Annotated in this window: 17 protein-coding genes; 3 read left to right on the top strand and 14 right to left on the bottom strand. The window is 52.2% G+C overall.

What is annotated here, in order from left to right:
* Nucleotides 1-209 precede the first annotated feature (209 nt).
* Together recA and CRO03_RS10480 are read right to left on the bottom strand one after the other, a co-directional pair.
* Nucleotides 210-1253 (bottom strand): recombinase RecA, encoded by a 1044-nt coding sequence (gene recA, locus CRO03_RS10485; protein WP_097111577.1) that lies wholly within the window; start codon nt 1251-1253, stop codon nt 210-212.
* 53 nt (nt 1254-1306) lie between these two features.
* On the bottom strand, nt 1307-1807 hold the full coding sequence (locus CRO03_RS10480) for a nicotinamide-nucleotide amidohydrolase family protein (protein WP_097111576.1): 501 nt from the start codon (nt 1805-1807) through the stop codon (nt 1307-1309).
* A gap of 32 nt (nt 1808-1839) precedes the next feature.
* On the opposite strand from CRO03_RS10480, the gene mutS reads away from it, so the two are divergent.
* Nucleotides 1840-4449 carry a DNA mismatch repair protein MutS gene (gene mutS / locus CRO03_RS10475; RefSeq protein ID WP_097111575.1) on the top strand — a complete coding sequence of 870 codons (2610 nt, stop codon included), beginning with the start codon at nt 1840-1842 and terminating at the stop codon, nt 4447-4449.
* Entirely contained in the window at nt 4449-5618 is a 1170-nt protein-coding gene (locus CRO03_RS10470) for a benzoate/H(+) symporter BenE family transporter (RefSeq protein WP_097111574.1), read from the top strand. Before mutS ends, CRO03_RS10470 begins: the two co-directional genes overlap by 1 nt.
* 26 nt (nt 5619-5644) lie before the next feature.
* On the opposite strand, the gene CRO03_RS10465 is transcribed toward CRO03_RS10470, so the two are convergent.
* From CRO03_RS10465 to CRO03_RS10415, 11 genes are all read right to left on the bottom strand, one after another.
* Nucleotides 5645-8326, bottom strand: coding sequence for a M14 family metallopeptidase (locus CRO03_RS10465; protein ID WP_097111573.1), 2682 nt, complete (start codon nt 8324-8326; stop codon nt 5645-5647).
* A gap of 207 nt (nt 8327-8533) precedes the next feature.
* The gene (gene rpoS, locus CRO03_RS10460; RefSeq protein WP_097111572.1) at nt 8534-9535 is read right to left on the bottom strand and encodes an RNA polymerase sigma factor RpoS; all 1002 of its coding nucleotides are present in this window, start codon (nt 9533-9535) and stop codon (nt 8534-8536) included.
* 131 nt (nt 9536-9666) lie between these two features.
* Nucleotides 9667-10569: a peptidoglycan DD-metalloendopeptidase family protein gene (locus CRO03_RS10455; RefSeq protein WP_097111571.1), complete on the bottom strand. Its 903-nt coding sequence runs from the start codon at nt 10567-10569 to the stop codon at nt 9667-9669.
* Nucleotides 10570-10588: 19 nt separating this feature from the next.
* Nucleotides 10589-11479 carry a DUF368 domain-containing protein gene (locus CRO03_RS10450; protein ID WP_097111570.1) on the bottom strand — a complete coding sequence of 297 codons (891 nt, stop codon included), beginning with the start codon at nt 11477-11479 and terminating at the stop codon, nt 10589-10591.
* A 32-nt stretch (nt 11480-11511) separates the two neighbouring features.
* Nucleotides 11512-12150 carry a protein-L-isoaspartate(D-aspartate) O-methyltransferase gene (locus CRO03_RS10445; RefSeq protein ID WP_097111569.1) on the bottom strand — a complete coding sequence of 213 codons (639 nt, stop codon included), beginning with the start codon at nt 12148-12150 and terminating at the stop codon, nt 11512-11514.
* 2 nt (nt 12151-12152) lie between these two features.
* Nucleotides 12153-12905 carry a 5'/3'-nucleotidase SurE gene (gene surE / locus CRO03_RS10440; RefSeq protein ID WP_097111568.1) on the bottom strand — a complete coding sequence of 251 codons (753 nt, stop codon included), beginning with the start codon at nt 12903-12905 and terminating at the stop codon, nt 12153-12155.
* A 28-nt stretch (nt 12906-12933) separates the two neighbouring features.
* Nucleotides 12934-13992: a tRNA pseudouridine(13) synthase TruD gene (gene truD, locus CRO03_RS10435; protein ID WP_097111567.1), complete on the bottom strand. Its 1059-nt coding sequence runs from the start codon at nt 13990-13992 to the stop codon at nt 12934-12936.
* On the bottom strand, nt 13992-14471 hold the full coding sequence (gene ispF, locus CRO03_RS10430) for a 2-C-methyl-D-erythritol 2,4-cyclodiphosphate synthase (RefSeq protein ID WP_097111566.1): 480 nt from the start codon (nt 14469-14471) through the stop codon (nt 13992-13994). The genes truD and ispF overlap by 1 nt, the downstream gene beginning before the upstream one ends.
* Nucleotides 14468-15253 carry a 2-C-methyl-D-erythritol 4-phosphate cytidylyltransferase gene (ispD, locus tag CRO03_RS10425; protein ID WP_097111565.1) on the bottom strand — a complete coding sequence of 262 codons (786 nt, stop codon included), beginning with the start codon at nt 15251-15253 and terminating at the stop codon, nt 14468-14470. Before ispD ends, ispF begins: the two co-directional genes overlap by 4 nt.
* Entirely contained in the window at nt 15250-15555 is a 306-nt protein-coding gene (gene ftsB / locus CRO03_RS10420; protein ID WP_097111564.1) for a cell division protein FtsB, read from the bottom strand. Before ftsB ends, ispD begins: the two co-directional genes overlap by 4 nt.
* Nucleotides 15556-15656: 101 nt before the next feature.
* The gene (locus tag CRO03_RS10415) at nt 15657-16316 is read right to left on the bottom strand and encodes a hypothetical protein (protein ID WP_097111563.1); all 660 of its coding nucleotides are present in this window, start codon (nt 16314-16316) and stop codon (nt 15657-15659) included.
* A gap of 105 nt (nt 16317-16421) precedes the next feature.
* Here CRO03_RS10415 and CRO03_RS10410 point away from each other — a divergent pair, with 105 nt between their 5' ends.
* On the top strand, nt 16422-16940 hold the full coding sequence (locus tag CRO03_RS10410; RefSeq protein WP_097111562.1) for a DUF1569 domain-containing protein: 519 nt from the start codon (nt 16422-16424) through the stop codon (nt 16938-16940).
* A 72-nt stretch (nt 16941-17012) separates the two neighbouring features.
* On the opposite strand, the gene eno is transcribed toward CRO03_RS10410, so the two are convergent.
* Nucleotides 17013-18305, bottom strand: a complete 1293-nt coding sequence (gene eno, locus CRO03_RS10405; RefSeq protein ID WP_097111561.1) for a phosphopyruvate hydratase — start codon at nt 18303-18305, stop codon at nt 17013-17015.
* Between the last annotated feature and the right edge of the window lie 9 nt (nt 18306-18314).

Below are 18314 nucleotides of genomic sequence, written 5' to 3'. Positions count from 1 at the left end.
AAGACAAAATTTCCCCGCTAATCATGATGCTGCTAACCGCGTAGCGATTATATAAACAATAGCTGACTGGTTGTTTTTAAGTTTACCTGCTGCCTCAACGATTTAAATTAAGGACTCACCATCCTGACCAGCGAAATACAGAGGTCTTGCTGGTTATTCAAAAGCAAAAAAGCCAGCAAAAATGCCGGCTTTTTTCTAGTATGAAAGTATTATAAATCGGCTTCGAATTCTGCCGGAATCGCTTCTTCAATCACTTTTTCACCCGGTTTCAGTAACAAACGGGTGCGCAGTTCCTTTTCAATTTCATCGGCTATCGCCGGGTTCTCGGTAAGAAACTTCATGGCGTTGGCTTTGCCCTGGCCAATTTTATTACCCTGATAGGCATACCATGCCCCGGATTTATCAACCAGGCCCTGCGCTACGCCCAGGTCAATCAATTCGCCATTTTTGTTAATACCCGCGCCATACTGAATAATAAACTCGGCTTGCTTAAACGGCGGTGCCACTTTATTTTTCACGACTTTTACCCGGGTTTCGTTACCGGTAATTTCATCGCCTTCCTTAACCGAGCCAATCCGGCGGATATCCAGCCGCACTGACGCGTAAAATTTCAGGGCATTACCACCCGTAGTGGTTTCCGGGTTACCGAACATCACACCAATTTTCATCCGGATTTGGTTAATGAAAATACAGAGTGTGTTAGAGCGCTTAATATTACCGGTAAGTTTACGCAATGCCTGTGACATTAAACGGGCTTGTAAACCCATATGGCTGTCGCCCATGTCACCTTCAATTTCTGCTTTTGGCGTTAATGCCGCTACGGAGTCGACTACTACTACATCTACCGCTGCAGAACGTACCAGCATGTCACAAATTTCCAGCGCCTGCTCACCGGTATCGGGTTGCGACACCAATAAGTCTTCCACTTTAACGCCTAGCTTTTTGGCATATACCGGATCCAGCGCGTGCTCGGCATCAATAAAGGCACAGGTTTTACCGGCTTTTTGCGCTTCGGCAATCACCTGCAGGGTTAAGGTCGTTTTACCTGATGATTCAGGACCGTAAATTTCGACAATCCGGCCATACGGCAAGCCGCCTATACCAAGCGCAATATCCAGGCCCAGAGAGCCGGTGGATACTGAGGCAATATCCAGGGCTGTGCTGTCACCGAGGCGCATAATAGAGCCTTTACCAAACTGACGTTCGATTTGAGTAAGGGCAGCACCCAGGGCTTTTTGCTTATTGTCGTCCATTGTTCACTCCAGAAAATTCGGCTTGCATAAACACTGTATGCTCGTACAGTAGTCTAGTTTGGCAAGGCTGTCAATAATAAGATGCTGTGCTGAAGGGCAAAATCTATCGCCTGCTGGCGCACCTGCTCGCGGTCACCAGTAAACTGTTGCAGCTGGCTGCTAAGCTGGCCATTCAGCCAGAAACTAAACCAGACGGTACCTACCGGCTTAGCCGCAGAACCGCCACCCGGCCCGGCGATACCTGATACCGCGATGGCCAGCTGGGCATTGGCTGCATTTGCCGCTCCGACAGCCATTTCTTTAACCGTTTCATCGCTTACCGCGCCAAATTGTAATAAAGTGGCACTGCGCACGCCAAGCAACTGCTGTTTTGCTTTGTTGCTATAGGTAACAAAACTGCGATCCAGATAAGCGGAACTACCGGCTATGGCGGTTAAATAGTAGGCAATGCCACCACCAGTGCAGGATTCAGCAGTGGTGACGAACCATTTTTTCCGTGATAATAACGCACCCAGCTCTGCAGCCAGCTGCTGAGTATCGGTTGCAGGTACCATAGCCAATCCAACAGGGAATTCAGAGTTACATTATGCCGTCAGACCAGAAACCAGAGCAAGTCCTAAGCAGCCACACCCCGATGATGCAGCAATATCTGGCACTGAAAAGTGAACATCCGGCTATTTTACTGTTTTACCGGATGGGTGATTTTTACGAGTTATTTTTTGATGACGCCAAAAAAGCGGCGGCCCTGCTGGATATTTCGCTGACTAAACGTGGCCAGAGCGCCGGCCAGCCGATCCCGATGGCTGGCGTGCCCTATCATGCGGTTGAAGGTTACCTGGCCCGTTTAGTCCAACTGGGCGAGTCGGCAGCCATTTGCGAGCAGATTGGCGACCCGGCTACCAGCAAAGGGCCGGTTGAGCGCAAAGTGGTGCGAATTGTTACCCCGGGTACGGTAACCGATGAAGCGCTGCTAAACGAGCGGCAGGACAATTTACTCTGTGCCATCTATGAGCAACGCGGCCAGTTTGGTCTGGCCCAACTGGATTTAAGTGCCGGCCGTTTTTTAATTAATCAGGTCGCTAATAGCAGTGATCTGGCGGCGTTGTTGCAACGGCTTAACCCGGCCGAAATACTCTATCCGGAGCTGTTCAGCCAGCCGGATTTATGTCAGCAGCGCAAAGGGGCCCGGCGCCGGCCAGAGTGGGAATTTGAACTGGCCACCGCGAAGCGCTTGCTCTGCCAGCAGTTCGGCACCAAGGATTTAATCAGTTTTGGCGTCGACGAGGCCCCGGTAGCCTTAATGGCCGCCGGCTGTCTGATGCAATATGTCAAAGATACTCAGCGTGCCAGTCTGCCGCATATCCGCGCCATCGCGCTGGAGCGGGCCGAAGATTATATCGTGCTGGATGCCGCCACCCGGCGTAATTTAGAGCTGACTCAAAACCTCAGTGGTGGCTATGAAAACACCCTGGCCTCGGTGCTTGACCGCAACCAGACGGCGATGGGCTCGCGCTTATTAAAGCGCTGGATCCACGCGCCGCTGCGTAACCAGAGTGACGTTAACGCCAGACTGGATACCGTTAATGAGCTGACTGACGACGTCGAAAGTTTACAGCCGGCATTAAAACAAATAGGTGATATAGAACGGGTTATCGCCCGGCTGGCGCTGCGCAGTGCCCGGCCGCGTGATTTCGCCAGGTTACGCCAGGCGCTGGCCCAGCTGCCGGCGTTGCAACAGGATTTAAGCTTTGCCACCACCAGTCTGTTGCAACAACTTGCCCGCGACAGCCAGCCGCTACCCGAGCTGCAACAACTGTTAACTGAGGCGATTGTTGACGCCCCCCCGGTGTTAATCCGCGATGGCGGAGTAATTGCCGACGGTTATAACAGCGAGCTCGATCACTGGCGGGCGCTGGCCACCGGCGCCACCGATTATTTACTGCAGCTTGAGCTGCGCGAGCGCGAGCGCACCGGTATCGCCTCATTAAAAGTCGGCTTTAACCGGGTGCATGGCTACTACATTGAAACCGGCCGCAGCGCGGACACCAAAGTACCGCCGGAATATGTCCGGCGCCAGACCTTAAAAAATAACGAACGCTATATTATTCCGGAATTAAAGGAATACGAAGACAAGGTTCTGGGCAGCCAAAGCCAGGCGCTGGCGCTGGAAAAACAGTTGTACGAGCAATTATTTGAGCTGGTAAGCCCTTATTTAAGCCAGTTACAGCAACTGGCCCAGGCGCTGGCTGAACTGGATGTGCTTTGCACCTTTGCCGAGCGGGCGGTGAGCCTGAATTATTGCCGGCCGCAGCTGCGCAGCAAGCCGGGCATTGAACTGGAGCTGGCCCGTCATCCGGTAGTCGAGCAGGTACTGAGCGAACCCTTTATTGCCAACCCGCTGAGCCTTAGCGCCAGCCGGCGGATGTTAATGGTCACCGGGCCGAATATGGGCGGTAAATCAACCTATATGCGCCAGACTGCGTTAATTACTCTGATGGCGTATATTGGCTGTTTTGTGCCAGCCGCCAGCGCAACACTGGGGCCCATTGACCGTATCTTCACCCGGATTGGCGCCTCAGACGATTTAGCCTCAGGCCGCTCAACCTTTATGGTGGAAATGAGCGAAACCGCAACTATATTGCACCATGCTACTTCGCACAGCCTGGTGCTGATGGATGAAATTGGCCGCGGCACCAGCACCTATGATGGCTTAAGCCTGGCCTGGGCCTGCGCCGACTACCTGGCCACCCGGATTAAAGCGCTGACCTTATTTGCCACCCATTATTTTGAGCTGACTGAACTGGCCAGCACGCTGGAAGGCGTAGTGAATGTCCATTTAGATGCAGTTGAACACGGCGATGACATCGTGTTTATGCACCATGTGCAGGACGGTGCAGCCAGCAAAAGCTTTGGGCTGCAGGTTGCTCAGCTGGCCGGGGTGCCAAAGGCAGTGATTAACCAGGCCAAACAGAAACTCAGCCAGTTAGAGCAACAAGGCCGGGCCCAGTTAAACACAGCTACTACGCCTGGCAGCAAGCAAAACCAGCCAGAAGCAGAATTGCAGCAACAGCTACCGCTAATGCCTGCTGCGCACCCACTACTGCAGCAGCTGGCAGCCATTAACCCGGATGAACTCAGTGCCCGCCAGGCGCTCGACTTATTGTACCAACTTAGCCGGGATGCGAAGGAAGTCTGATGCTAATTAAAGATTTAAGCTTATCGGCAGTCGTAGCGGGCTTTGTCGCCGTGTTGGTCGGCTTTGCCAGCTCAGTGGCTATTGTGTTTCAGGCCGCCAGTGCGGCTGGTGCCAGCAATGAGGTTATGGCCTCCTGGTTACTGGCACTGGGTATTGGCATGGCGGCGACCTGTATTGGCCTGTCGTGGTATTACAAAGCGCCGGTGATCACCGCCTGGTCAACCCCGGGCGCGGCGCTACTGGCCACCAGTTTACAGGGGCTGAGCATTGAACAGGCCACCGGCGTATTTATTTTCACCGCCGCGCTCGGGCTTATTATCGGTATTAGCGGCTGGTTTGAAAAGCTGACCAAATTAATTCCGCTGCCACTGGCCAGTGCCATGCTGGCCGGTATTTTACTGCAGTTCGGTTTTGCTATTTTCAGCTCCATGCAAAGCCAGTGGTTACTGGTCGGCTGCATGTGTCTGGTATATTTATTCGCTAAAGCATTCTGGCCACGCTATGCCATTTTGCTGGTGATGCTAAGCGGCATTCTGATCGTCATTAGCAGCGGCAACCTGGATTTATCAGCGGTAACCTTAAGTCTGGCGCAGCCGGTGTGGGTAACGCCGGAATTCTCGTTAAGTGCGTTAATCGGCGTCGGGCTACCCTTGTTGCTGGTCACCATGGCCTCACAGAATATTCCGGGGGTCGCAGTGCTGCGGGCCAGTGGCTATCAGACTCCGGTCTCACCGCTTATCAGCAGCACCGCACTTAGCACCTTGCTGCTGGCGCCCTGGGGCGCATTTTCAATAAACCTGGCAGCCATTACTGCAGCAATCTGTACCGGCACTGAAGCGCACCCTCAGCCGCAAAAGCGTTATATTGCCGGTATCGCTGCCGGAGTGTTTTATCTGCTGGCCGGCTTGGCGGGCGCCACAGTTGTTGCCCTTTTTGCTGCTTTTCCGAAAGAAATGGTGGCCGCGCTGGCAGGCCTGGCGCTTATCAGCACCATTGCCGCTAACCTGGCCACGACTACCAGCGAACCCAAATACCGTGACGCGGCAGTGATTACCTTACTGGTCACCGCCTCCGGTGCCAGCTTTTTCGGGCTGGCGTCTGCATTCTGGGGTTTAATTGCCGGCGGGCTTACGGTATTAATTCAAAAACGAGACAGCGCCGGCAGTTAAAGCTGGCGCTGTTGGTTACCGCTTAACTAGCGCAGCGGGCTGGCGTGCGCCGCACCGCGGAATATCGCGTTAATATACAGCAAATGCATGCCATCGACATAGGCACGGAAGTTCGGCTCCTGGGTAAAGCTGATCACCTGGCCGCGGCCCACTGCCTGCACCATTACCAATGGCTTATGGGCAATTTGCAGACGATTTTCATCCCAGACGAAGCCGCCTGCCAGCAGTTGCTCAGCCGGGGCGAAGCTGACCACATTGCGACCATCAGCAATGGTAAGCGGTTGATACACCTGATTACCGACATACAAGCTGTTAACGGTTTCTGGCACCCCGGCAGTCAACCAGTGCTGTTGATCAACATCGGCCCGGGCAATAAAGCCTGGCACCCAGTCCGGATAAGCCTTTTCCGGTACCAGCCACTGCTGATATTCTTCCGGGGTTTTAATCAGGCTGCCGGCAACTTTGCTTTCACTCTCCGCTTTTTTCACTTCACCCTCGCGTACTTTGTACTCACGCTTGCTGCTAAGCAGTGGCTCCTCGCCCGCCAGCAATAAATCAGTGGCATTGCCAAGAGCTATAAGTACTCCGCCGCGTTCAACAAAGCTGCGCAGGTTGGCCAGGCCAGTACTGCCCAGCGCCTGCTGATAGCTGCCACGGCTGCTGGCCGGCACCACTAACACCTGATAATGGCTTAAGTCCGCACCACGCAACTGTGCCGGCCGGATTGCGGTAACCGGATAATTTAAATTGCGCTCGACAATAAAGCGGGCACTGCCAGCACTAAGCGGGTTAGTCGGCTCATCCCACAACATGGCAATATTGGGCTTATGCAGGGTTTTGACATTGAACGAGCCAAAATTAGGGCCATCCGTTACCCAACTGCTGTCTACCCCGGTCACTTCAGCGCCGGTGTCAGTGGCAAACTGGCTGATTAACGCAGCTAACTGCGGCGCATGATCAGCATTATCGGCGTTACTGACGATTAGGGAGCCCGCCGGATATTGCTGGCCATTCTGATGGGTAAAGGGTAGATCGCTGCTTTTCAGTTTCAAACCATGCTGCAATGCCGCACTGGCAAAGCGGGCCGCTGCCATATCGCCCCAGGGTACAATATAACCATAGCCGGGCTCAGGATTGGTGACGGTACCCGGCAGAATTCGCTCGGTAGTTACCGCCGTAGTGGCAACATTAACGGCCCGGTTGCAACTTACCACCGGCAGGTTATACATCAGCGGTAGCGACCAGGCAGTGACATCGTAGATCTGATCCGGCAGGTTATTGGCCCGGCGCTGCTCTTGTTTGGCAATAAAATCCTTGTCCATCGGCACGGTATCATCCAGCAGAGTACGGATCAGATGATAAGTGGGCTGGCTGGTATTTATCAGATAGCTGCCAGCCTGGTAACTGTCACCACAGGCTTTAAAATCCTCAGTCGCTTTACCGACCGTTATACCGTGCTCGGTCAGAATAGCCCCCAGTTTGCTAAGGCCGGCACTGTCACGCCCTGCCGGAAAAATATAACTGCGAATCTGACCTGAACTGCCCTGTTTAATGGCGTCCTTACGGTATTGATAAAAACTGTTGAGTAACTGCGGGGCCCGCTGACTGGCGGTTTCTATCGTCGCCATAAAGGCGACAAAATTGCGCTGCACGCCATCGGCGAAGGTCAGAATGTCACCATCGGCTTTGCGATACTGATGGCCACGGGCTGAAGCCATCTCGTACGTCATGGCGATACTGCCCTGATACAGCGGCCAGCTGGCACCGTACCCCGGGTAAAAAGCGTCAAAAATTTCCCGGGTAAAATAGTCGTAGCCAAATTTATCGAACCAGCGGGCATTGTTCTCCCCCAGCCATTGCAGGCTCTGGCGCTGATTCGCCTGAATATGTGGATTATACGGCTCAGCTTCCGGGCTGAAGTAATAGCCCATATCGCCGCCCATTTCATGCGAGTCAACAAACACCAACGGATACATCTGCTGCAGGGCTTTCACCCGGCCCCGGGTTTCCGGCTGGGTTAACGAAATCCAGTCTCGGTTCATATCGAATAAATAGTGATTGGTGCGGCCATTAGGCCAGGGCTCGTTATGCTCAGCAGACAATCTGTCAGCCGAATGGGCTAATCCCACAGTGGCGTAATAGCGGCTGACAAAGCGGCTATGGCCATCCGGGTTTTGCAACGGGTCAATATACACCAGGGTGTTTTCCAGCAACTTAGCAGTTTGCGGGCTCTGGTCGGCCAGCAAATGATAGGCCAGCGCCATCGACGATTCGGCCGGGCTTATTTCGTTACCATGTAAGGTATTAGCAATCCAGACACTGGCTGGCAGCTGCTCGATAAGCTGCTTCGCCTGTCGATCGTCGATACGTTGCGGGTTTGCCAGTTGCTGCATTTGCTGCTGAATATCAGCCAGCTGGTTAATGTGTTGCTCATTGCCTATTACCACGTAGAACAGTGGCCGGCCCTGCCAGCTCGTAGCATACGGTACCAGTTTAATCCGGGTTGGGTGGGCTTGTGCCAGTTGCTCAAAATACTGTTGTATTGCTGCAGGTTCAGAGATTCGGCTGCCCAGTGGATATCCCAGTACTTGCTCAACAGACACGACAGCCTGGTTGTAGTCACTGTCCGGAAACACCGGTACCGCCTGACTGGCAACTGAGCATAGCCCTAATGCTGCAACCAGCGCTGAAATTTTTATTAACGTCATGAAAAACCCTATTTTAATATTACCAACTACTAATAGCTCTACGCTAAGCGGCTTAGTTAAAAGATGCAACTAGCAGACGCTGTCATTGCGACAAACTGTGTCAATGCCAAGCCGGGCGTAACGATAGCCCTTAATGTTTGTACCACTTAATGTTTGTACCAATAGAAACGGGCGCCTGAGCGCCCGTGTATTAACTGATATAGAGTGTTAGTCCTGGAACAGGGTTTCTATATTTAAGCCCTGGTGGGTAACAATTTCTTTTAAGCGACGCAGGGCTTCTACCTGAATTTGCCGTACCCGCTCCCGGGTTAAACCAATTTCATGACCTACATCTTCCAGGGTAGAAGGCTCATAGCCAAGCAAACCAAAGCGGCGCGCCAGTACTTCCCGTTGCTTCGGGTTCAGCTCATCCAGCCATAACACCAGATGTTGACGGATATCTTCGTCCTGCAGCTCACCTTCCGGCCCTTGTTCTTTCTCATCGGCAATCACATCAAGCAATTGCTTTTCAGAAGCACCGGCGACAGGCATATCTACTGAGGTTATCTTTTCGTTTAATTTTAACATTTTACGAACTTCAGCTACCGGCCGATCCAGCGCGGCAGCGATTTCTTCCGGCGTGGGCTCATGATCGAGTTTTTGCGATAATTCCCGGGCCGCCCGTAAGTAGATATTTAATTCTTTAACGACATGAATTGGCAGCCGGATGGTCCGGGTCTGGTTCATGATGGCCCGTTCAATAGTCTGGCGGATCCACCAGGTAGCGTAGGTGGAAAAACGAAAGCCGCGCTCAGGGTCAAACTTCTCAACCGCCCGGATCAGGCCAAGATTCCCTTCTTCTATCAAATCCAGTAAGGCTAAACCACGATTAATGTAACGGCGGGCTATTTTAACAACTAACCGCAGGTTACTTTCGATCATCCTTTTGCGGGCAGCGGCATCGCCTTTGAGCGATAACCGTGAAAAATAGACTTCTTCTTCGGCACTCAGCAGGGGAGAAAAACCAATCTCACCCAGGTAAATCTGGGTGGCATCCATCGATTTCTGACTATCATCCTTGGCGAATACTTCATCTGGTATCGCTTCTTCACCGGCTAACTCTGCAACATCCGGCTCCATCTCTTCGTCCAGCGTGGCTACGTCATCAGCCAGCTCGTCATCTTTTAACTCTACATCTGACTCTACTACGTCATCACTTTTAAGTCCCATATCCTTTCTCCCACGTCTGCCGGGTATCGGGCCTGACTCAGCTACCTTCCTGCCTTCGTGCTTGTGTTCAAATGCTAACCTTTATGGTTAGTCTCGTTGTCACGGTATTTGTTTGCCACGGTATATGTTTGTTACGGTAAATAGCGTAATGGATCAACCGACTTGCCTCTGAAACGAATTTCAAAATGTAGCCGGCTATCGGTCGCATCGGTACTGCCCATTTCCGCAATTTGCTGCCCTGCTTTAACCTGCTGTCGTTCTGCCACCAAGATCCGTTTGTTGTGCGCATAGGCGCTTAAGTAATCGTCGTTATGTTTTATAATTATCAAATTACCATAACCGCGTAGTGCACTGCCGGCATAGACTACCTGGCCATCAGCTGCAGCATTAATTCTGTTACCGTCCTGCCCTGCAATATCGACCCCTTTATTGCCATGCTCCCGGGTTGAAAAACGCGAAACTATTTTACCTTTCACAGGCCAGTGCCATTGCACCTTGTTTCCAAGTGAGGTATTATCCGCGGTTTTTTTGCTATTTTTTGCAGGTCGTGTCTGAACATAACGTGTTTGATTTGACGACGCAACAGGTTTAGCGGCTTTTGCTGAACTATTTGATTTTGCTTGGTTTGATTTCTCAGTTGCCCGACCAGTCTTAGCTGGTGTAGCAGGTTTTGCCGGGACAGGGCTGCGGGTCTTCGTTACTGGTCGACTTGTTTTTTTGGCGGCGACCTTTGTTGCGCTGGCAGCGCTGAGTTGCAATACCTGACCGGGATAAATGATATAGGGGCTGTTTATATTATTGCGACTGGCCAGGGTTCGCACATCCAGCCCGGCCCGAAAGGCAATGGAATAGAGGGTATCACCGCGTTGCACCACATACTTCGTGGCGGCAAGACTGCCCCGGTTCCGTTCCCGGTAAGGGTTTTCTCTGAGCTCAAGCGTAGTAACCGGTGCCGGGCCAGAGTTGGAGGTGCAGCCGCTCAGCGCCAGTAACAGCAAAGCAGACAGTACCCCCTTAAACTTCAGCTCAGTCATCCTGTTAATAGGCCATTCCTTATCTGGCGCCGTTACCGGCAGTATTAAACAGTCGCTCTAAATTCAGTAATAATGTGATAACCAGAATCCCGGCGACAACAGCGACACTTGCCAGCAGTAAATCGTGACTGGCAAACTGCTGCTGATATTGCCACGGACTCAGGACTTGCTGATTATGCTGCCATGGCCAGATCCGATATAGCGCGCCAATAACCACGCCGGTCAGCAACGCCAGGGTGGCGTCATGAAAGTGCTTTAGTAACCAGTTAAGCAGTTTTGAAAAGCTGAGTAAACCGAAAATACATCCGCTGGCAAACAGCGCCAATATCCCCAGCTGGAATTGGGTAACTGCAATCATTACCGGCCCATACATGCCGAAAATCAGCAGAATAAAACTACCGGAGATGCCAGGTAAAATCATGGCACAAATCGCGATGGCACCGGCCACGAAAAACATGTAAGGCGCGGGCTGCAGTTGCACCGGTGCCAGCATACCAACGACGACTGCAAACGCCACCCCCAGTAACAACAACACCACTCTGAGTGCTGACCAGCTGACACTGCGCAGCAATACCGGTAAGGACGCCAGAATAAGACCGTTGAAAAATGCCCATAACGGCACGGGCCGGTGTTCTAACAGGTAGCTGATGACATTCGCCAGAGAAAAGATACTGAGCAAAATACCACTGAATAAACACAGTAAAAAAGTGCCATCGATATGCTGCCACAATGCTTTAAAACGACCTTGCAATAGCAGTTTAACCGCCGCAGTATCTACCGAGCTGATAGCAGCTAACAGCCGCTCGTAAATGCCCAGAATAAACGCCAGCGTGCCACCCGATACGCCGGGTACCACATCAGCGGCCCCCATCGCCAGCCCTTTAATTATCCACTGCAAATAGTTTTTCATAATCCCTTATTGCGGCTTTTACTGCACACTTATTAACCTAACTCACCCGGGACCAGCGGCACAAAACGCACCGCTTCAATGTCCTGACTGCTGAACGAATCAGCATTGCGCTGATACACCCGCAGTATCTGCTCTTTCGCGCCAACCGGAATCACCAGCCGGCCACCGTCAGTTAACTGCTGCAACAACGCAGCCGGCACTTCCACCGGTGCAGCAGTAACAATAATACTGTCAAAAGGCGCTTTGCTGGGCCAGCCCAGCCAGCCATCGCCATGTTTCATTGAGACATTATGTAAATCGAGCTGTTGCAGCCGGCGCTTGGCCTGAAACTGCAGCGCTTTAATCCGCTCGACTGAGCAGACATGGCTGAACAAATGGGCCAGGATGGCCGTCTGATAGCCCGAACCGGTGCCAATTTCCAACACCTTGCCCGGTGCTTTGCCCTGCAGCAGTAACTGGGTCATTCTCGCCACTATGTAAGGCTGGGAAATGGTCTGGCCCTGACCAATTGGCAGGGCGGTATTTTCATATGCTTTGTGGGCCAGTACGGCTTCCACAAATAAGTGACGGGGCACCTGTGACACCGCCTGTAATACCGCATTATCGCTGATGCCTTCGCTGCGTAATTTTTGTGCTAATACCGCTGCACTGCGGGCTGTTGCTACTGCCATAATTACAACCTGATCCCCGCTAACCATTGCTCCAGCGTATCCATACTTTTATACGCCGACATATCGACATGCAGCGGCGTGATAGAGGCATAACCATTCGCTATCGCATAAAAATCGGTACCCTCACCGGCATCCAGCTCGGGCCCTAACGAGCCATACCAGTATATTTTCCGGCCCCAGGGGTCGGTATCACTGCTCATGGTTTCTGCTTTATGCCGCCGGCCCAGCCGGGTAACCATAATGCCTTTTAACTCGCTAAGGGCAATGGCTGGCACATTAATATTTAAAATCTGGTCTGCAGGCAGCGGATGCGACTTCAGTTTTTTTATCACTTCCACCGTAACATGGGCTGCAGTAGCAAAATGTGCTTCCTCCCGGCCAGCCAATGATACTGCAATAGCGGGTAAGCCCAGATGACGGCCTTCGGTGGCCGCGGCAACAGTGCCGGAATACAGCACGTCATCGCCGAGGTTAGCGCCGTGGTTAATACCGGCGACGACTAAATCAGGCGTAAAATCCAGCAACTGGCTGATAGCCAGATGGACACAGTCAGTGGGCGTGCCATTTACTGCAACGAACCCATTATCCAGGGTTTGGGTACGCAGCGGATTAAGTAAGGTTAACGAGTTGCTGGCGCCACTGCAATTGCGATCCGGGCCAACGGTAGTAACGTCGGCAATCTGACATAGCGCCTGCTGCAATACCTGAATACCCTTGGCGTAAACTCCGTCATCATTGCTTAGTAAAATTCGCATAGCGGCTCCAATTAGTTGCGCGACATAGTTACTCTAATTCGGCCAGTGGCCGGCTACCATCCCGGTAGCTTGCTAATTCTCGCAGCACGCTGGTGGCAAAACAACCCGCTGGCAGAGCAAAATTCAAGGTAATGCTGTTACCCTTTATTGCTGCGTTAAGGTGTTGCGGTACCAGCCTGATGCTGCGCCGCGCGCCCTGCAGCCGGTACTCAACCAGGCCCTGGCACCATTGCTGATGCCCGGCCAGTGCCTCTTGCTCCAATGCTTCGGCCTGCTGACTTACCTGTGCACCATCCAGCCCGACCAGCGGTGCCGTTGGATGCACATCACCATCGAGCAGCCGCTGCTGCAAGGTACTGTCAGCTGTTTCTATCTGAAAAATCGAGCCACTGCCATCCAGTTGCAGAATATCACCGTCCAGCACCTGGTTAAACAAACCCCGGGCAATCCGTTGTGATAACACGGTATTGAACAGATAAGAGCGACTGGCCGACAATGCCAGGCCACGGACTTGACGATCGGTTATCCGCTCGCCGGCAAACAAACTGTCGGCCAATGCTAAATTGCCGCCAGCACGACCAAAACGCTGCTCACCATAATAGTTCGGCACGCCGTTTTTAATCAGTTGCAGCCGTTCAAGTATCGCCTCAGGCTCGCTGACATCGGTCAGAGTCAGCTGAAAATGGTTGGCTTTTAACGCGCCCAGCCGTAACTTGCGATAATGACGCACTACCTGCAAAATGCGGCTGTCTTCAATCTGCCAATCCTGCCAGTCAAGTGCCTGTTTAATCGGCCATTTAAAACAAAACCACTGCCGGGTCAGCGCATGGCGATCTTTTAAACCGGCGTAACTGATATCGCGCATTCTAAGCCCGGTAAGCCGGGCCAGCTGTCTGGCAATGTACTGGGTATTCTGGCCACGCTTTTCAATTTGCAGTAGCAGATGCTCACCACTACCACTGGGCTGAAAATTAAGCTGCTCATCGACCATAAAATCTGCAGGGGTGCTGCGTATAGTGGCGGTGACGTCAGGTTTTCCATACAAATAGTGCCAGCTGGCTAAATCGGCGCTAAATTCTGCAGTCATTAAGGCTTCACCAACAATACGACGGCTTCAGCCGCGATGCCTTCTTTACGCCCGACAAATCCCAGTTGCTCAGTGGTGGTCGCTTTAACATTGATCTGGCTGATATCAGCGGCTAAATCGGCGGCCAGACACTGGCGCATGGCGCTGATATGCGGTGCCATTTTTGGTGCCTGCGCCATAATGGTCACATCCAGATTATTCAACTGATAACCCGCTTTGCTGACCTCAGCAAATACGTTGCGCAATAAAATCCGGCTATCAATACCTTTGAACGTAGGGTCGTTGTCAGGAAAGTGATGGCCAATATCGCCCAGTGCCAACGCCCCCAACAAGGCATCCGCCACCGCATGCAACACCACATCGCCATCCGAGTGCGCCACTAACCCCTGACTATAATCAATTTTAACACCCGCCAGGGTTACCGGGCCAGGCCCGCCAAAAGCATGGACATCAAAACCATGGCCTATCCGAAAATTCATGTTGTTGGCTGCTCCGGCTGTTGTTGTTTCAGCTGTTGTTGCTCAAGATGCTGTTGTTCAAGATGCTGTTGTTCAAGGTGCTGTTGTTCAAGAAAATAGGTCGCCAGCGTCAGGTCGGCCGGGCGGGTAATTTTAATATTGTCAGCCTGCCCCTCTACTAATAACACCGGCTGGCCGGCCCACTCCATCGCCGACGCTTCATCGGTAATGGTCACGCCCGCTGCCAGCGCTTGCTCTATCGCCTGACGCAGTTGCCTGGTCGGGAAAAACTGCGGGGTCAGCGCATGCCACAGCTGCTCACGGTCGACAGTATCGGCTACCAAAGTACCGGCACTGGTTGCTTTACCGCGTTTCATGGTGTCGCGCACCGGGCAGGCCAGAATGCCGCCATGACCTGCTTGCAGGCAACGCTCAATTAACAGGGTGATATCCGCCTCGCGGATAAGCGGCCGGGCCGCATCATGCACTAATACCCAGGGATAGCGGTCTGCGTCAATTTGCTGCAGCGCTTGTAATACTGAGTGAACCCGCTCCGTTCCGCCGTCAACCCGCTCGATGGCCGCGGCAGCTAAGGGTGTCGTGGCAAAATAGGGGTCGGCTTTATCCAGCGCCAGCCAGAGCGCAGCAACCTGTGGCTGACAGCAGATCCGGCTGACACTGTGTTCAAGAATCGTTTTGTCATTAAGGGTTAAATATTGTTTTGGCACCGCTGCCTGCATTCGTTTACCCACGCCGGCAGAGGGGATCACGGCGGCAATTGTCAGGTCAAGCGGCTGGGTCATGGCTTGTCCTTCGCCGGAACCTGCTGAGCTTCAGTTTGCACTATCCGGAAAAATACTTCGTCTTCGCCGATTAACCCCAGCTCATTGCGGGCCCGCTCTTCAATGGCTTCCAGCCCCTGTTGTAAATCGGTAACATCGGCCATCAGCATCCGGTTACGTTTCTGCAATTCCTGATTACTGGCTCGCTGGGTGGCAATTTCGTCCAGCCGTTGTAAGTAGTCGGTCACACTATACTGGCCAAACCACAAGCGATATTGCAGCAGGCAAAATAGGATCAGCAATATTCCGGTTAGCAGTCGCATAAGCCAGTATCTGTTAAAGACATAGCGTTATTATGCTGGCTTGTTACCGTGCTGCAAAGCCCTAATTGCCGCTGTAGCACGAAAAGTTAAGCCTTTTTGGCTTATTTAAGCTCGCGGGCCGCCTGATAAGGTTTGGCAAAGTTTTGCCAGTTTAAGCGACTGGTTAACAATAACTCCCGCAAACTCAGTACTCTGGGGGCTTTTTTATCGTTATTTAACCACTGATGACCACAGCTGGCAGCTGTGACGATGGCTTTATTCGGTTTTAATAAAAACTTACTGGCATTGTCGTTTTGCAACGGCGTGCCATTAAAACTAAACCAGCCATGTTCGTTGCAATGTAAGCGCTCACCAGCGCTGTCAACTTCATCCACACTGTCCAGCACAATCTGCTCCAGGGTCAGCTGTTCTATATACACCGGTACAATCAGCCCGGGTTTAGCGGCCTTCTGGTAGAAATTGGCAATCGGGTCGGCCTGCTGCTTGCGCGCCGGGCAGCGGCCAAGCTGCTTATGAAACCAGGAAGCATTCTGGCTGTCGAGCTGCAATTCAGTGCGGTAGGTAACGATATTGGCCGCAGCCCGCCGGATATAAAAAGGCAGCGCTGCCAGCCGTTTTTGCAACAACGGCAGCTGCTCCGGGCTAATGTTTGCCAGGCGCAGCAACTCGCGCTCATACAAAGCATTGCATAGCTCGGTATAAGTCTGGTTATCGCTCGATACCTGCCAGAAATGTGGCTGGTTGCTCAGGGGCTCAATCATCCGCTGATGTTAGCCAATCGGCATGCCCTTGTAAAAGCAAAAGTGGCAGCCACCTGATAAAAAATGCTAGTTTAGGCCAACAGAGAAGCGTTGTAGCGATAGCCTATGAACCGTCGTCAATTTATTAAAGCCAGTGTACTGACCCCGGTAGCCCTGGTACTGGCTTCCAAGTTGGTTGCCACCCTGCGCCAGTACCCGTTATCAGACATCCTGGTGCAACTTAAAGCACTGCCGCCTGAGCGCTTAACCAGCAGTGGCGTCTGGAATGTCAGCCAGATATTGCAACACTGTACCCAAAGTATCAGTTATTCAATTTATGGCTATCCACAAGCCCGCTCACCGTTGTTTCAATACAGTATTGGTAAACTGGCAGTTAATGCCTTTGCCGCAACAGGCAAGTTGCATCATCCGCTGGATGAACCGATACCCGGCGCGCCCGCCCTTGAGCCTGGCTTACCCAATGACGTTGCCCTGCGGGAATTAATTTACCATGTTGAGCAATTTATGGACTGGCGAGGCCAGCTGCAGCCTCATTTTGCCTTTGGCAACCTGACCAAAGCACAGTATTACAGTGTCCATAATCTGCACTTGCAAAGCCATTTAGAGCAAATCAGCATCAGCTAAAGCTGGTAGCACCAAAAACAACAAAGCCACCTTGCGGTGGCTTTTTATATTGCATTAAAACGAATTAAGAGCTTACTGGCCTTTAATTTCGCTGCGGCCTTTGTATGGGGCCTTGCTACCTAATTCCTGCTCGATACGCAGTAACTGGTTGTATTTGGCAACCCGATCAGAGCGGCACAGTGAACCGGTTTTAATCTGGCCGGCGGCGGTGCCTACGGCTAAATCAGCTATAAAGGCATCTTCGGTTTCGCCACTGCGGTGCGAGATAACGGCGGTAAAGCCGGCATCTTTGGCCATTTTAATCGCGGCCAGGGTTTCGGTTAACGAACCAATCTGGTTAAACTTAATTAAAATAGAGTTAGCAATGCCCTGCTCAATACCGCGGGTTAAAATTTTGGTATTGGTGACAAATAAATCGTCGCCGACCAGCTGTACTTTGCTGCCAATTTTATTGGTTAAGTCTTTCCAGCCGTCCCAGTCACTTTCGTCCAGGCCATCTTCAATTGAAACTATCGGATAACGCTCGGTTAAGCCGGCTAAATAGTCGTTAAAGCCAAATGAATCAAAGCTTTTATTCTCGCCGCCTAACACGTACTTGCCGTCTTTATAGAACTCAGTCGCCGCACAGTCGAGCGCCAGGGTAATGTCTTTATTCATTTCATAGCCGGCGGTTTTTACTGCTTCGACGATAACCGTCAGCGCTTCTTCGTTTGACTTCAGATCCGGCGCAAAACCACCTTCATCACCTACCGCCGTATTCAGGCCACGCTTTTGCAGCTCTTTTTTCAGGCTGTGGAAAATTTCCGCACCCATTCTAAGCGCTTCAGCAAAGGTTTTGGCGCCAACCGGCTGCACCATAAATTCCTGAATATCAACGTTGTTATCCGCGTGCTCGCCGCCGTTGATGATATTCATCATCGGTACCGGCATAGAATACTGGCCCGGAGTACCATTTAATTCAGCAATATGCTGATACAGCGGGATTTTTTTATCGGCAGCTGCGGCGCGGGCCACAGCTAATGACACCGCCAGAATGGCATTGGCGCCCAGCTTGCTTTTGGTTTCCGTGCCATCTAGATCGATCATAATCTGGTCAATTTCGGCCTGATTGTAGGCGTTTTTGCCTTTTAGTGCCGACTGAATAGCACCGTCGATATTGGCAACAGCTTTAGTAACGCCCTTACCCAGGTAGCGGCTTTTATCACCGTCACGCAGCTCTAACGCTTCACGCGAACCGGTAGAGGCACCTGATGGCGCACAGCCACGGCCCATAGCACCACTGGCTAAATACACATCGGCTTCAACCGTTGGGTTACCGCGCGAGTCCATAATTTCACGGGCAATAATTTTTACAATCTCAGACATGCTATAAAT

The sequence above is a fragment of the Arsukibacterium tuosuense genome, from assembly GCF_900215315.1.
GTDB lineage: Bacteria > Pseudomonadota > Gammaproteobacteria > Enterobacterales > Alteromonadaceae > Alishewanella > Alishewanella tuosuense.
This window is presented reverse-complemented; position numbering and strand designations above follow the sequence as displayed.